The following is a 15,824-nucleotide window of genomic DNA, read 5'->3' as shown; positions in this document are numbered from 1 at the left end:
TGATGATATGACCATGACGAGAAAACTGAGCTGGTTTACTGCCCTGCTGCTGGGCACTGCAACGCTGGCACAGGCCGCACCGCAGCCTTCTGCCCCTGAAGCACCGCGCGCCAGCGCACAGATACCGCTGCCGGTCGTCAGCCAGCCGCTGGATGCCAATGCCCCGCTGCGCGACAGCCAACTGCTGTTTAATCAGGTCGCGCCGCCGCCGGGCAGCATGACGCTGCGCGGCACCGAGCCTACCAGCCAGATCGAGTTCGGCGTGCGCAGTGATGAAGTGGTGACACGCGCCATGCTGACGCTCAGCTATCGCCCTTCACCGGCGCTGATTCCGACGCTGTCGCAGCTCAAGGTCTATCTCAACGATGAGCTGGTGGGACTGGTCACCGTGACCGCCGATCAGCTGGGCAAAGAAAATCAAACTCAGTTGCCGATCGATCCGCGCTTTATCGGTGACTTTAACCGCGTGCGCCTCGAACTGGTGGGCCATTACGCCAACGTGTGTGAAAACCCGGCCAACAGCACCATCTGGATGGATATCGGTAAAGAGAGCAAACTCGACCTGACGCTGCAAAAGCTGCCGTTGAAGAACGACCTGTCGCACTTCCCGGAACCGTTCTTTGATGCCCGCGACAGCCGCCCACTGCAATTGCCGATGGTGTTCAGCAATCAGCCTAACCTGCTGCAGCAGCGTGCCGCAGGGATTCTGGCTTCGTGGTTCGGCAGCAAAGCACAGTGGCGTGGTCAATCCTTCCCGGTCCTGTATAACCAGTTACCAAAAGAACAGCATGCGGTGGTGTTCGCCACCAACGACCATCGCCCGGACTTCCTGAAAGATCTGCCACCGGTGGAGAAACCGACCGTTGAAATGGTCAGCCAGCCGGACAATCCGTACGAGAAAATGCTACTGATTTTGGGTCGTGATGACAAAGACCTGCTCACCGCCGTCGAAGGTATTGCGCAAGGCGAACTGCTGCTGCGCGGGGATACCTCAACCATCGACAGCGTGAAAATGCTGGCACCGCGTCAGGCCTATGATGCGCCAAACTGGGTGCGCACCGATCGCCGCACCACGTTTGCTGAGCTAACGCAGTATCAGAACCAGCTGCAGGCCGATGGCTTGCAGCCGAACCCGATCAGTCTGACGCTGAACCTGCCGCCGGACCTGTTCCTGGTGCGCGCGCGCGGCATCGACATGGATCTGATTTACCGCTATACCTCGCCGATCCAGCAAGATGGCTCGCGCCTGGCGGTGCATCTGAACAATCAGTTCATGCAGGATTACCCGCTGACGCCGAAAGACACGGCAGGTCAGCAGATCATGCGCATTCCGCTGATGCAAGGTCTGCAGGACAGCAACCGCCAGTTGACCATCCCGGCGCTGCGCCTCGGCGTGGTCAACCAACTGCGCTTCAGCTTTGATTACGCCAACACCTTTATCGGTGGCACCGCCGACGGCCGTTGCGAAACCGTCACCGCCGTCGGTCATCACGTGGTGATCGATGACAACTCCAGCATCGACTTCTCCGGCTATCGCCACTACATCGAGATGCCGTCGCTGGGTGCGTACGCCAACGCCGGTTTCCCTTACAGCCGCCACGCCGATCTGGCGCAGACGCTGGTATTAGTGCAGCCAAAACCTGCTAACGGTGAAGTCAGCACCATGCTGAACGCGCTGGGCGCCATCGGTGCCCAGACCGGCTATCCGGCGCTGCGCGTGCAGATGAGCGATGACTGGAACCAGGCGAAAGATAAAGACGCTGACCTGCTGATGATCGGCGGTATTCCGCAGGATCTGCAGGATGACAAGAAGATCAACCTGCTGGCCGATGCGGCGCGTAGCTGGATCAACATGCCATCACGCCCGATCACCGCGCAGAACGTACCGGTGTCCGCCAGCGACCGTGCGGTAGAGAGCCAGACCGGTATCAGTTCACGCGGCCCGATGGGCGCCATCGTCGGCTTCCAGTCACCGTTTAACGATCAGCGCAGCGTGGTTGCGCTGCTGGCCGACAGCCCGCGCGGTTGGGATCTGCTGAATAACGCCCTGCTCGATAGCGGCAAGCGCGCTGCCGTGTTCGGTTCTGCCACCGTTGTGCGAGAATCGGGCGTCACCAGCGTGCGCGTCGGCGATACCTACTTCGTCGGCCATCTTCCATGGTGGGAGCGCCTGTGGAATCTGCTGGCAACGCATCCGGTGTGGCTGGCGATTTGTGCCGTGGTGGTGGTGATACTGTTTGCTCTGATGGCATGGCGCTTGATGCGCATGGTGAGCCGTCGCCGCCTGGCCGAGCTGGAAGACGATGAATAAACTGCCACTCGGGCTGCTGATTGCCACTATCCTGGCGGGCTCCGGCATCGCTGCCGAGGGCCCGCAGGTGTCACCGGTGGCCTGGCTGCTGATGCAGATTCGCACCGGTGAATCCACCAACAAGTATGATCTGGTGCAGCAGTCGCTTTATCGCCTGGAAAAAATCGACCCTGATAATCCGCAGGTGCTGGCAGCGCAAATTCGCATGGCACTGCGTCAGGGCGATCAGGCAAAAGCGCAGACGCTGCTGGATGAACTGAAGAAAGTCGCGCCCAATGACGTGGCGACGCGTGAATCCGAAACCGGCCTGCGTCTGATGAGCGCTGAAGGGCGCCAGCAACTGCAGCAGGCACGTTTGCTGGCCACCGCAGGTCGCGTTGAAGAAGCGAAAACGGCCTGGGATGCCTTGTTCCACAGCGTGTTCCCGGATGTGAATACTGAACTGGAATACTGGCGACTGGTGGCACGTTTACCCGGTCAGCAGCCCAGCGCTTATCGCCAGTTGCAGGCGCTGGAAGCGCGTTATCCCGGCAATATCGGGGTTGAACTGCAGCTGGCGCGCATGGCATTTGATAACAATCAACCGGGCGAGGCGCTGGTGCAGCTGCGTCGTCTGGCCAATCGTGACGGCGGGCGTGATGCCGCCTCCGAACTCTGGCTGCAACAGATTCAAAATCAGCCGGTGTCAGACAGCACGGTTGCCAGTCTGAAGCAGTATCTGCAGGTATTCACTTCCGGTGATGCGCAACAGCGCGGCGAGGAAGAACTGGCCCGACAGCAGAAGCTGCTGGCCGATCCCGCTTATCGTCAACGCATGCGCGGGCTGGCGCTGGTCGATGCTGGTGGAGGCGCAGGTGCCATCGCGTCACTCAGCGCCGCGCTGAAAGCCAACCCGAATGATGCCGAACTGATGGGCGCGATGGGCCAGGCGCAGGCGCGTGCCAACAACCGCGCAGCAGCAATAAGCTGGCTGCAGAAAGCGATTCAGGCCGGACAGGCCAGCACCCAGATTGGCAAGTGGCAATCACTGTTGCAAACCAACCGCTACTGGCTGGCAATTAACAACGGTGACGACGCGCTAAAAAAAGGCGATGTGGCCGGTGCGGAACGCCAGTATCGCAGTGCGCAGGCCATTGATAACCGTGACAGCTGGGCATTGATTGGCCTCGGTGATGTCGCGCAGGCACGAAAAAACGACGCGCAGGCAGAACAGTATTGGCAACAGGCGCTGCGTCTCGATCGCAGCAATACCACCGCCGTGCGCCGACTGGCCGCGCTGTATCAGCAGCAGTCACCTGCTCGCGCGATGGCGTTTATCAATGCCCTGCCCGCCGCGCAACAGCGGTCGCTGGCGGAGACGTTGCGTTCACTGCGCAGTGACAGCCTGCGGGCAGAAGCCGATGCGCTGGCGCAGCAAGGTCAATGGCATCAGGCGGTGGTGAAATATCGCCAGGCCGCGCAGGACAATCCCAACGATATCTGGCTCTCATACCGTTTAGCCGGTGCGCTACGTAGCAGCGGCGAAGAAGCACAAGGCGCTCAGGTGATGGACGCCATGGTGCGCCAGCACGCGCAGGAACCCGCCGCGCTCTACGCCTGGGCGCTGTGGCTCTCGTCCGGCGATCAGGATGATGCGGCGCTGGCGGCACTGCATCGCCTGCCGGAAACCCGCTGGGACAGCAATATGCACGAGCTGGCGGATCGCTTAACGCAGGATAAAGTGTACGCCCGTGCCAGTGAGCTGCGCGCCAACGGCAATGAATCTGCCGCACTGGCGCTGTTGCAACAGCAGCCGGCCTCGACGCGACGCGATATCACCCTGGCGGACTGGGCACTGGAACGTGGCGACGCGAAATCCGCGTTGGCGAGTTACCAACGTGTCCTGCAGCAGGATGCCACCAATAATGACGCTGCCTTGGGCCGCATCGAAGCCCTTATCGCCCTGAAACGCAAAGACGAAGCACGCATAGCGCTGCAGGCTTTACCTGCCAGCGTGGCGCAGCAAAATATCAACAGCGGTCGCCGCGTGGCGCTGGCATGGCAAAACAGCGGCGATACGGCGCATGCGCAGCAGCTGTTCAATGATTTAAAAATGCGCGCCGCCAAAGAAGCCCCGTCGCAAAGCAAAGCATTGGTCTATCGCGATGCGGCACGTCTGGAAACTCTGCAGCAACAGCCGGATGCGGCGCAGCAGGACTATCGTCTGGCAATGACGGCCAGCGGCATCAGCGCCGACGCACCGCAGGATAATGACAGCTACACCCGTTTGACGCGTAACGATGCCAGTGATGACTGGCTGAAGCGCGGTATTCGCAGCGATGCCGCCGATCTCTATCGTCAGCAGGACACCACCTTCACGCTTGAACAGGATTATTCGCGCGATAAAGGCACCGGCGGCATCTCTGATTTCACCGCGCACACCACCATGATGCAGGCGGAGACCCCGCTGGCCGACGGTCGTAGCTTTGTGCGCGTCGATCATGTGCTGGTATCGGCGGGCACCTTCGCCACCAGCAATGGCAGCCACAGCGAACGTTTCGGCAGCTGTAATGATGACATCTCCGGTGGCTGTAGCCGCGACTTTACCCAACGTGATGAAGGCACGGCGATAGGCGTTGGCTGGCATAACGATCGCTGGTCTGGCGATATCGGCACCACGCCGCTCGGCTTTGAAGTCACTAACTGGGTGGGCGGACTGAGCTGGAAAACCGATGTGGATGATATCGGCGTGACGTTCACCGCTTCACGCCGCCCGATCTCCAGTTCGCTGCTGGCCTATGCCGGTGCGCGCGATCCAGCGGCTAATGGCGGCAAAACCTGGGGCGGCGTAGTGGCGACCGGTGGTTCGGTGGGGCTGAGTTACGATCAGGGCGGTGCGAATGGCGTATGGGCCGATATCAGCGCCCACCAAATTACCGGGGAAAATGTCGCAGACAACAGCCGTGAACGCCTGATGGCAGGCTATTACTACAAGTTGATCAACGAAGATAATCGCCGTGCCACCGTCGGACTGAACAGCATGCTGTGGCATTACCAAAAAGACCTTAGCGACTACACCTTCGGCCAGGGGGGCTATTACAGTCCGCAGCAGTATTTCTCGCTGGCGGTGCCGGTCACTTATCGCCAGCGCACCGAGAACTGGTCGTTTGATCTGGGCGGCTCGGTCTCCTGGTCACAATCGCAAACCGACGGTCAGCAGCGTTATCCGGTCAATCCTGGCTTTACGCTGGCTTCCAACCCGACCTCCGACAGCAGCTCCGGCAACGGTTTTGGTTACACCCTGCAAGCAGTGGTAGAACGACGCATCACGCCGCACTGGTCAGTCGGTCTCGCGATGGATATTCAGCAAGCCAAGGATTACACCCCGAGTCACGGCTTGATCTACATGCGTTATTCAATGGGCGGCTGGAATGGCGATATGGATATGCCACCACAACCGCTTGAGCCGTATGCGGACTTCAAATAAAAAAGCCGCACTTCGCTGATGAAGTGCGGCCCTTTCAATTGCGTAGTACGTAGCACTGCTACAAAAATCGCGCTATGAGCTGACAACGCGATGTATCGCGAAATATTTAACGCTTTTCCTGATACGCCAGCCAGGTCAGTAACTGCAAGCTGGCGGAGAAGTAGTTCTGATCCGGCGCTAAACGATCGCTGAGATAACCGGTTTGATTCAGGGTCAGATCGCGAATCGCCAGCAAGCCGCCGTCCAGATTGTATGGAGCAGGGGTGTTGGCGAGCACATCAAACCAGGCCGGTGTCGTCTGGCGACCATAGCCCTGCCAGACGCGCTGGAACGGCACCAGACGCAGGCTTTGCGGGTCATACCACCAGATATTGAGCGGAATACGAATCGCATCGTAGCTGAAGCGATTGGAGTAACCCACTGCCGGTGCCACTGAACCATCGGCATTCAGCGCCACCCAATCGAGCGGCAGACCGGTTTTGCCAAAGTGCATATCACCCAGCAGCTCCATGCCGTCATCGATCAGGTTATTCCACACGCGCAGGTGACTGCGGTCGGCAAACTCCTGCCAGGCGGCAAACAGGAAATACGAGGGATTCAGCACCACATAGCTGTTTTTGTTGAAGCCCTGCGCGCCCGGCAACATCACCGTGTGACCGCCAAAAGTGATCACGTTCTGTTTGACGATGGCGCGCTGAATACGATCAGAGGTTGACTGATAATCACCGCCCCACTTTTGGCCTGCGCGTTGCAAGGCCCACGCAATCAGCACATCGCCATCGGAAGCGTTGTTTTTATCCGCAATCGGATTAGCCGCGCCCGGCGTATAGCGCCAGTAGAACAGATCGTTTTGCGGATTACGCAGATGGGTGCGCGTCCATTTCCACAGCAGATCAAACGTGGTGCGGTCGTCATTCGCGACGGCCAGCAGCATGCCATAGCCCTGACCTTCGGTATGACTCACATTATTGTTGGCCGTATCACTGATACGTCCATCGCCGCTCATAAAGCGGCCTTTGAAGGTGCTCCAGCCATCTGCAGCAGCCTGGGCGCTGAAAAACATCACCATGAAACACAGCATCCATTGACGCCAGAAGCGCATGACTCTCATCAAACAATCCTATTGATATCGGTAATGCAGCGTGTTGCCGTCATTCTTTTCGAAGGTAACCGGCACCGCAGCGCTGCCGCCCTGTGCCTGCAGCCACTGTGAATAAACACCGGCCAGCACGGCGCTCATCGCCAGCTGCCAGCGCTCTGCACCCACCTTGCTGTCGCCCTGCGGCAGCGCATGATGCTGAATCAGAATGGCATTTTCCAGCGGCTGAAGCTGGGTGAAACCCCAACTAAAGCGCGCCAGTTGCAGATTCATCTCGCGTTCCAGATCCTGCACGGTGCGCGCTTCCGCTAAAGGATAGCGCGCTGCCAGCGATGCGCCCACATTGTTGAGGAAGCCTTCGGCTTCCTCGCCCGCGTTGTCCAGCATCCCTTCAATCATCACGCTGACCAGATCAAACCAACCCGGCTGATGCGGATGGCTGACGCGCGCGGTTGCCTGCTCACTCATTTAGTTGTCTCCGAACAGATAACGGAAGTACAGATTCGCTGTGCTCTCGTTGTAATCGCCAAAGGTGTCGTAGCCTAATTGCCCACCCACAGTGACATCTTTGTTGATCTTGTAATCCGCACCGGCGTGCAAGTTGTAGCCAATACCGTTCTTGCTCTCGCCGCTGTAGTAAGCGCTTTTCACGTAACCCTGATCGGCCAGACTCTGCATTTGTGCCTGGTAAGTCGGATCGTTCGGGAAGTAAGCGCTCTTATCCTGGCTGTAGGATTGATAACCCACCGAACCGCCCACGTTCACTTTCAGATCGTCGAACTTGCGGGAGAACTCAATCGGGAACGAGACCGATGCATAGTTCTGCGGGCTGAAGTAACCGCCCTGACCGTAGCTGAAGTAACTCAGGTTTTTCGAGTAATCCATCCACGACAGGCTCATGCCCACCTTCAGCTCGCGATCGTCGTAGTGGAACGGACGCACATACGCACCGGCAGTCGCCTGCACACTGTTGTTACTCGCCACGTTTTCACCGATGTAGCTGTAAGCGCCGCCGCCGAGATAGAAACCGGCATCGCCGTTATCGTAGCTCAGCAACGCATTACCGCCGTTTTTGGTCACGCGACCCCAGCGCTTACCGCTGGTTTTATCTTCCACGCCCACATAGGAGAGCAGGCTGTCGGTCATCGCACGACGTTCACCGGTGAGGATCAGCGTCAGGAAGTCAGTGAGTTTCGGTGACCACTGCACGCCCCCCACCAGGGTACTCAAATCCTGTCCCAGTGGCGTACTGCCGAGGTCGATCTTGTAGCTATCGCCTTTCAATGCCAGGTTCAGCTCAACACCGGTGGCTTTCTGCGAATCAGTGGATGAAGACGGGACATCGTCAATTTTGGCATCGCCAGACGCCACCACATTACCCTGCACCAGGGCATTGGTGCCGAAACGACGCCACGCGTCGCCCGCCGCACTGCCCGCCGTGAGCGAGACAGGTGTCATAGTAAAGTCAAAGCGCGATTCGCCAAACGGGACGGTGGAGAAAGTCAGTGGCGCTTTGGCTTCGGTCAGTTTGCTCAGACCCGATTCGCCGTCACGACCACGTACCTGCATGCCACCCTGAATCCAGGTGCCGGTTTTCTCTTGCAGATCGTCCATCATACTGTCGATCTGGCGCAGCGTCTGGCTCTGCTGGATTGCCGGTGTATTGCTGGCCAGCGTGGTCCCCGTTGCGCTGCTGGTGACATCCGGTGCCGATTGCCATGGCATCACCGCGCCATAAGCAGACGGAGAACGCCCCACCGGCGAAGTACCACGGTTGATGAACGGGTTATCCGCCAATGCCAGACCACCCACGCTTGGCGTATCACCGTTGGTGGCACCCTGCAGACCAATCAACTGCCCGCGCGCGCTGCGCAGATAGCTCATGGCCTGGCTGTGATTGCCGTTGGCTTCAGCCACGCGCGCCAGTAACAGCTGGCGATCCGGTGACTGCTCATTGTTCAGGCCGCGTGTCAGGGTATTGGCTTTATTGACGTCATTATTCGCCAGTGCCACGTTGATGGCACCGGTACGCGCATCTTGCGTTGGCGTATCCTGGGTCATCAGGTAGTCATACACCACACCCGCTTCTTTGTTCATCTTGCCGGACTGATACAGTCGCGCCATGGCGAACATCAGATCGCGGTTCTGTGGATCGTGCTGCAGTGCGCCCACCAGCTTGTCGTAAGCCGCGGCGTACTGCTTCTGCTCACGCAGACGATCCACTTCGTTGATCACGTAACCGTTGCGAATACCCGCCAGCTGCGTTGGTGTACTGCGCGCCTGCAACTCCGGGCTGCTGAGGAAGCTCTGCGCTTCGGTATTCAGACCCGCCTGGTTGAGCACCGCAACCTGTGCAGCGTAATCACCGGCATTCCCCTGAATGCCGCGCTGCATATTGCTGCGCACCACAGAGACAGCGGTGGTGAGATCGCCCGCTTTCGCCAGCTTCTGTGCCAGGTTACCGGCATCCACCGGGTTGGACGGAGGTGACGAGGCCAGCGCACGCAGGGTATTCGCCGCTGCAGCATTCGAGCCCTGCGCCAGATACTGATCGGCGGTGGTCATCTGCAGGTTGAAGTTCACACGCTGCGCCAGCTCGCGCATATCGCTGCTCTTGCTGCCGTTCGGTATGCGTGACAGCAGTAAACTCGCCTGCTGCCAGGCACCGCTCTCGCTGGCGTTCAATGCGCCAGCATACAGCTCTGCCGTGCTGGCGCCGCTGCGCATCGACGGCTGCATGATATTGGCGGCCATCATATTATCGCCCTGTGCGCGATAAATACGCGCCAGGTCGAGGCGTAACCAGCCATCATTCGGGAAGCGCTGAATACCGCTGTTCAAGGTGGCTATCGCGGCGCTGTTGTTGCCCGCCGCCAGCTCACGCTTAGCCTGCGCACGAATCGGATCGGTGCTGCTGCCGCGCGGGGCCACGCTCTGGCGCACGCTATCCGGCAGAGAAGCCAGCAGCGTGTTGGCTTCGGCACTGCGGTTCTGCTGACGCAGCACGTAGAACAAGCCTTCTTTGGCGTTACGGTTGTTCGGGTCGCCTTGCAGGATAGAACGATAGGTTTGTTCTGCCTGGTCGAGTTGATTGCTGCGACGCTGCACGTCCGCGCGGAACAGCTTAGCTGAAACGCCTTTCTCGCCATCGGCCTGCGCCAGGGGTTCACTCAAGGCTAATGCCTGCGCGCTGTCACCGTTTTTCAGCGCCTGCTGCGCGGTCGCCAGTTGAGCATAGAAGCGCGCATCGGCTGCCTGCTTTTGGCGCGTCTCGCTCTGATCGCCGCCCATCTGCGCGGCGCGCGTCAGATAATCAGCCGCTTCGGCATAGCGCCCGGCACGCTGAGCCACATAGCCCATACCCGCCAGTGCATCGGCATCCTGCGGGTTCGCCTGCAGCACTTTCTCAAAGTTGTTCTGCGCGTTGCTGACGTCACCACTGTTCAGTGCGGTAAAGCCAGCACCCTTCTCAGCGCCGCCAACATTTTTACGGTAGTAATCCATCACCGCATTGTCTTGCGGATGACGCTGCTGCCAGGTTTGGTACAGCGAGGCATCGGACGCCTGCGGGCCGAGCCACAGCAGCGCCTGACGCAGTGAACGGTCGGCGTCTTTATTGCCATCCGCCAGCGTGCCCAGCAGATCAATACCCTGACGACGGGTCGATTCCTGATAGGTCAGTGCCTTGCCCAGCGCCAGCTTCGCGCCGGTATCCTGTGGATGATCGGCCGCGAATTGACGCAGCGCTTCGACTGCCTGCGGCAGCAGGGCGCGGTCACCGGCCATGGTCAGGTAATATTCGGCCGCCACGCTCGGTGGTGGCTCATTACCGTTAAAAGTATTGCGCCAGGTCTGCAACGAAGCCGCGATATTGCCGCTGCGCGCTTGCTGGCGCGCTAACGACAGCTGCGCCTGTGGGATGGTTTGCAGCTGACGCGCATTATCCAGCTCGGTGAGGTGCGGATCGTTTGGCGATGCGGCACTCAGTCGCGCGCGCCACTGCGCCGCTTCCGCGCTGCTGCCGCTTTGCTGGGAATAGAGCGCCAGCAAATAAAGCGCCTGAGTGTTGTTGGGTTCCACCATCAACACTTTTTGCAGCGAAGATTTGGCCAAATCGTCATGCGCTTTCTGATGCCAGTAAGCCGCCTGATCAAACAACGCTTGTAACGCAGGATTGGTGCTCTCCGCCGCCAGCAGCGGCTGAGAGAACGCCAGTGCCCCACCCAGAATCAGGGCATGACGAATACCGGCACTCAACAGATTTTTTTTCATTGTTTTTATCCTTACTTCTTGCCGGACTTGCTATCAGCTTTCGGGTTGAGGCGTCGCCATGCATGACGCTTCAGCATCGCCCATGCGCTACCGCCGACCAGCGTTGCCAGCAACAGAGCGGCCAGCGCCATCAGCACCGAGTGCTGGTTGGCATACCACACCACCATCATGTACCACGGCATTTCGCCACTCGGGAACTGTGGGCCGACGCGGAAACTGCGAATACCGTTTTCATCAGTGATGATGGCGGTATCGCCACGAATGCCCGCGTTAATGCGCGCCGAGTTGAGATCTTCATGCAAACGCAGCAGCTGTTGATCGCTGGTTGCCACCGTCATCACCACCAGGCGATCGGCATTCCACGGCGAGCGGTAGCTGACAAAGCCACGCCACGCTTCGTTGGAGGAGAAGTAACGATCGGCATCCAGCTGCTGAAGGTTCCAGTCGCCGGTCAGCCAGCCACGCAGCTTGTCCCAGGTCGTCGGATCTTTCACGCCCAACGTATTACCGCTGGTCTGATAAGGCGTGTTAGCCAGCATCTGCTGATTGAATTCACTGTTCTGTGTGGTGCTCACCGCCAGCAGATCACTGTCCTGCAGGCGTGTCAGGTTAGTGCCACCATTTGGCAAACCAAACAGCACCTGGTTCTGCACCAGCGGTACACCGGTCGCGTTACCCGCACGTGAAGACATATCCAGCAGCGTGGAGATCTCTGCATCGGTCGGTTTTTCTGGCAGCAGCAAGGTGGTCTGCGAGAAGTCCGCCAGACGCGAGAACGGGAATGATGCGCCAACGAAGTACGACAGGTTCGGCAGCATGGTGAAGTGACGCGTGTGGCTCAGATCGATCCACGAATCATCTTCGATGCGGCTCTTGATGTTGTTGTTGAGCAACACACCACATGGCGCGTCCGCTTTCGGTTTGATGTTGAAGTACAACGCCAGCTGGTTATCACCGTAAATCAGATACGGCTCCAGCTTCAGGGTGTAGTGCTCCTGACGGGCGTCGCCGCCCAGACGATGCCAGGCGCTCTCCAGCAAGCCGACTTTGTTTACGGTCAGGTTGCGCAGGAAGGTGCCGTTAAGCATCACGTTGAGAAACGATTTGTTCTCATCAATCCAGCTTTCCGACGGGAAGCGGTAGTGCAGCTCGACCGGAATAGTGTCGCCATCCCACATGAACAAATCAGGTGCCGCGCGGAAGTTCACGCTCAGCGCATCATGCCAGATGCCGGTGGTGGTCAGACTCTGATCTTTACGCAGCAGCTCGCTCAACCGCACCGGACGAGTGGTATTGATCCAGCGCGGCGCGTCATACGGCTTACGCAGGCCAATCGGCTGCGGCTGCACGTTCAGGCTGCTGGCATCGGTCGCCAGCGGTTGCGTGGTCAAACGGTTTGCCGCCTGACGCAGCTGAGCATCATCCGCACCGACAACTAACAGCAGTTTGTAAACCGGGTTGTTCGGGTTATCAATCACCTGCAACAGCGGACCGTTGGTGGCGGGTAAAGTCACAGAACCGATCTTCTCACCGGGATGGCCAATCAAAATGCCGTTGTGCTCAGGCAGATCGCCACGCACCACCGGGAAACGAATGCCGCGATAGTCCGATTGAATACCCATCCATGATGCCACTAACGCCGCCGCGCTGATGCTGTCCGGCGTGGCGTTGGCGGCAAAGCCAAAGGTCACGCTGGCTGGCGTCATACGCTGCGCATCCATAAACGGACGCGGGAAGTTGCGCAGGCTGGTGCCGATATTCAACTGCTGGCCTTCGAGGCTCAGCGTGGTTTTAGGCAGAATCGACACCTGATACTGCTGTGCACTCTCTTTTTCGCACAGCAGTTTGTCGGCATCGTTAATTTTGAAGCTGAGGTTGTTGCTTGAGACCACCATTGCCGCTGGGATATCCAGCTGATAGTCGCTGACATCGCTGTCACTCGAACCCAATGGCAAGGTACCCAGCGGCTGACCATTCAGCATCAGCTGCAATGAGGTGTTGCGCGCCGCCAGTGCCGCTGAAACGCGCAGCGACAGATTCAGACGCGCGTTGGTGATCACTTCATCGCTCGGCAGAGTAAACACGATACCGGATTGCAGCTGACCACCGGTCAGGGTGATACCCTGCGGCTGACCCATCTGCGCCACGGAAATGGTGCTGCTGACGGGCTGGTTGAGCATTGCAGAAGCGGAAGCCACGGGCGCGGCCATTGGGGCCGCAGGTGCGGCATCCGGCAGCACCATCTCTGGTGCAGGCGTGGTAGCAGGCAACTGCGTATCGGGTGCTGACGTATACGGGGAGTTGGCTGCAGGCATATCAGCCGCAGCCGGGGCAGTATTTTCAGTTGCTGGTGCATTTTCAGTGGGCGCATAAGGTGTTGCACCCGCCGCCTGCTGCAACTGGGCATCCGCTTCACTCTGGATGCCTTGCGGTGGCGGCACGTTGGACAAGGCCGAACTATCCTGCGTTACCGCAGGGGTTTCTGCCCAGGCCGGGGCGAGCATCAGCGCTGTCGCCAGCGAGCTTGCCAGCAACGTTTGCGTCAAATTCTTCATACTGCGCTGTCCTCTTTCACTGCCGACTGGTTGTCACGCTTATGCTTCTCACGGCGATCTTTCCAGGTCAGCCAGAACAGCTCAAATACGGTACGAATAATGGTGCCCAGCGATACCAGCGGGTTGTCCTGCTTATACTCGGGCTGGATCCACGCATCGGCGCGCGCCAGTACCACACGCACCAGCTCACGACGACGCGATAGCGGCATATCACCAAAGCGCAGACGAATGGTCTCTTCATCGCCGGAGATTTTGCTCACCGGAATAGTGATGGCACCGGATTTCAGCAGCAGATCAATCTCTTCAATTTCATCATGCTCATGACGGTTGTCCGGTGCATCCAGTTGCGCGCCGCCCATCGACAGGTCGCTGGTTTGGGTGCGTGATGAGATACCGCTGGCGTAGTGAATCACCGCCGGAATCTGCACTTCGATACGAATGGTTTTACGCACCTGTTTGGTTTCGCGCGCCACGGCAATCGCCGCCATCAGGATGATCAGGCTGAACACCGCCCAGCCGACGTTGAGGGCGATAACATAGGGATCAACACCGAAGTAATCATGTGCCGTTGCACGCACCACACCCGCGACGATACCAATGGTCAGCAGTACCGCGACAATCACATGGGGGCGGACGATGTGGAAATCGAAGAAGCCCTGGTCCAGCAGGCCCCCCTTATCCGTTACGTTAAATTTACCGCGCTTTGGTGCCAGCATGGTCAGCAACGTCGGGATCACGAGGTGGAAGCACATCACGGTTTCGTAGATTTCACCCCAGAAGGTGTAACGGAACTTGCCGTTCATGCGGGAGTTGACGTACAGCGACATCACCAGATGCGGCAATACGTAGGCGAAGATCAGCGACGCCGACGAGTGAATAATGTTCAGGTTAAACAGCAGGTACGCCAGCGGCGCGGTCAGGAATGCCACGCGCGGCAGACCGAACTGGAAGTGCAGCATGGCGTTGAGGTAGCAGAGACGCTGCTGCCATTTCAGACCGCGGCCAAACAGCGGATTATCCACACGGAAGATCTGCGTCATGCCACGCGCCCAGCGGTTACGCTGAACCACGTGCAGACCGAGACGCTCGGTGGCCAGACCCGCAGCCAGCGGAATCGCCAGGAAGGCAGACCCCCAACCCAGGCGCTGCATTTTTAATGCGGTGTGCGCATCTTCGGTCACGGTTTCCACCGCAAATCCACCAATCTCTTCCAGCGCGCTACGGCGAATCACCGCACAGGAACCGCAGAAGAAGGTGGCGTTCCAGTTGTCGTTACCCTGCTGAACCGGGCCGTAGAACAGCGCGCCTTCGTTCGGAATGGTACGCGCTGCACGCAGATTACGTTCAAACGGGTCCGGCGAGTAGAAGTAGTGTGGCGTCTGTAACAGCGCCAGCTTGGGATCGTTCAGGAACGGACCCACAGTCGCCTGCAGGAAAGTACGGGTGGCCACGTGGTCACAGTCAAAGATGCAGATCAGCTCACCCTTGGTGATTTTCATCGCATGGTTGAGGTTACCGGCTTTCGCATGACTGTTGTCGTCACGGGTGATATAGCCCACCCCTACATCGGCGGCAAAAACCGCAAACTCGCTGCGCTTGCCGTCATCCAGCAGATAGACCTTGAGCTTGTCACGCGGATAATCAATGCACTGCGCCGCCAGCACGGTATCACGCACTACGTCGAGGCTTTCGTTATAGGTCGGGACATAGACGTCAACGGTAGGCCACAGGCTGGTATCGTCCGGCAACGGTTCAATGGTGCGTTTTAATGGCCAGGTGGTCTGCAGGAAGCCGAGAATCAGAATCAGCCAGACATACAGTTCGGCCAGATATAAGCCGATGCCGAGAATCGCTTCAATTTCGGAATTAAACTGCAGCGTCTCCGTGGTGCGCCACCAGATATATCGGGTCGACATCAGCGCAGAAAGGATAACCATGATGACGGTTATTTTGCGGCTTTTGCTGAAGCCCAGTAAAAACATCATCCCGATGCTGATTAAGCCAAAAATATATTGTTTTTGGCTGTCCATAGGCGTGATGACGATTACCGCAGCCACAGGTGCAAGCACCAGCAGCAGCAGGTAAAACCCGAGTTTACTCATGATTCACCCTAAAGAAGCT

7 protein-coding genes are annotated in these 15,824 nt (G+C 58.6%); 2 read left to right on the top strand and 5 right to left on the bottom strand.

Annotated features, from left to right (window positions below; all coding sequences use genetic code 11):
- The first annotated feature begins 7 nt into the window (after window positions 1–7).
- The gene (bcsB, locus tag AC6I8L_RS00725) at window positions 8–2,311 is read left to right on the top strand and encodes a cellulose biosynthesis cyclic di-GMP-binding regulatory protein BcsB (RefSeq protein WP_082678111.1); all 2,304 of its coding nucleotides are present in this window, start codon (window positions 8–10) and stop codon (window positions 2,309–2,311) included.
- Complete coding sequence (gene bcsC, locus AC6I8L_RS00720) at window positions 2,304–5,777, top strand: cellulose synthase complex outer membrane protein BcsC (protein WP_058960390.1); 3,474 nt, start codon at window positions 2,304–2,306, stop codon at window positions 5,775–5,777. The genes bcsB (AC6I8L_RS00725) and bcsC overlap by 8 nt, the downstream gene beginning before the upstream one ends.
- A 106-nt stretch (window positions 5,778–5,883) precedes the next feature.
- On the opposite strand, the gene AC6I8L_RS00715 is transcribed toward bcsC, so the two are convergent.
- From AC6I8L_RS00715 to bcsA, 5 genes are read right to left on the bottom strand one after another with little or no spacing between them, the layout of a single operon-like run.
- Window positions 5,884–6,888, bottom strand: coding sequence for a family 8 glycosyl hydrolase (locus tag AC6I8L_RS00715; protein ID WP_058960391.1), 1,005 nt, complete (start codon window positions 6,886–6,888; stop codon window positions 5,884–5,886).
- Between the two features lie 9 nt (window positions 6,889–6,897).
- On the bottom strand, window positions 6,898–7,344 hold the full coding sequence (bcsD, locus tag AC6I8L_RS00710; protein ID WP_034827794.1) for a cellulose biosynthesis protein BcsD: 447 nt from the start codon (window positions 7,342–7,344) through the stop codon (window positions 6,898–6,900).
- Window positions 7,345–11,148, bottom strand: coding sequence for a cellulose biosynthesis protein BcsC (locus tag AC6I8L_RS00705; protein ID WP_058960392.1), 3,804 nt, complete (start codon window positions 11,146–11,148; stop codon window positions 7,345–7,347).
- An 11-nt stretch (window positions 11,149–11,159) separates the two neighbouring features.
- Complete coding sequence (gene bcsB, locus AC6I8L_RS00700; RefSeq protein ID WP_058960393.1) at window positions 11,160–13,703, bottom strand: cellulose biosynthesis cyclic di-GMP-binding regulatory protein BcsB; 2,544 nt, start codon at window positions 13,701–13,703, stop codon at window positions 11,160–11,162.
- Window positions 13,700–15,805: a UDP-forming cellulose synthase catalytic subunit gene (gene bcsA / locus AC6I8L_RS00695; protein WP_058960394.1), complete on the bottom strand. Its 2,106-nt coding sequence runs from the start codon at window positions 15,803–15,805 to the stop codon at window positions 13,700–13,702. The genes bcsB (AC6I8L_RS00700) and bcsA overlap by 4 nt, the downstream gene beginning before the upstream one ends.
- Window positions 15,806–15,824 lie beyond the last annotated feature (19 nt).

The sequence above is a fragment of the Type-E symbiont of Plautia stali genome, assembly GCF_059731115.1.
The sequence above is the reverse complement of the archived record's forward strand: the minus strand, read 5'-3'. Positions and strand labels throughout refer to the sequence as shown.

What these genes read in the sequence shown, in the direction of transcription:
- bcsB (WP_082678111.1), top strand. Translation starts at nt 8, where the DNA reads ATGACCATGACGAGAAAACTGAGCTGGTTTACTGCCCTGCTGCTGGGC.
- bcsC (WP_058960390.1), top strand. Translation starts at nt 2,304, where the DNA reads ATGAATAAACTGCCACTCGGGCTGCTGATTGCCACTATCCTGGCGGGC.
- AC6I8L_RS00715 (WP_058960391.1), bottom strand. Translation starts at nt 6,888, where the DNA reads ATGAGAGTCATGCGCTTCTGGCGTCAATGGATGCTGTGTTTCATGGTG.
- bcsD (WP_034827794.1), bottom strand. Translation starts at nt 7,344, where the DNA reads ATGAGTGAGCAGGCAACCGCGCGCGTCAGCCATCCGCATCAGCCGGGT.
- AC6I8L_RS00705 (WP_058960392.1), bottom strand. Translation starts at nt 11,148, where the DNA reads ATGAAAAAAAATCTGTTGAGTGCCGGTATTCGTCATGCCCTGATTCTG.
- bcsB (WP_058960393.1), bottom strand. Translation starts at nt 13,703, where the DNA reads ATGAAGAATTTGACGCAAACGTTGCTGGCAAGCTCGCTGGCGACAGCG.
- bcsA (WP_058960394.1), bottom strand. Translation starts at nt 15,805, where the DNA reads ATGAGTAAACTCGGGTTTTACCTGCTGCTGCTGGTGCTTGCACCTGTG.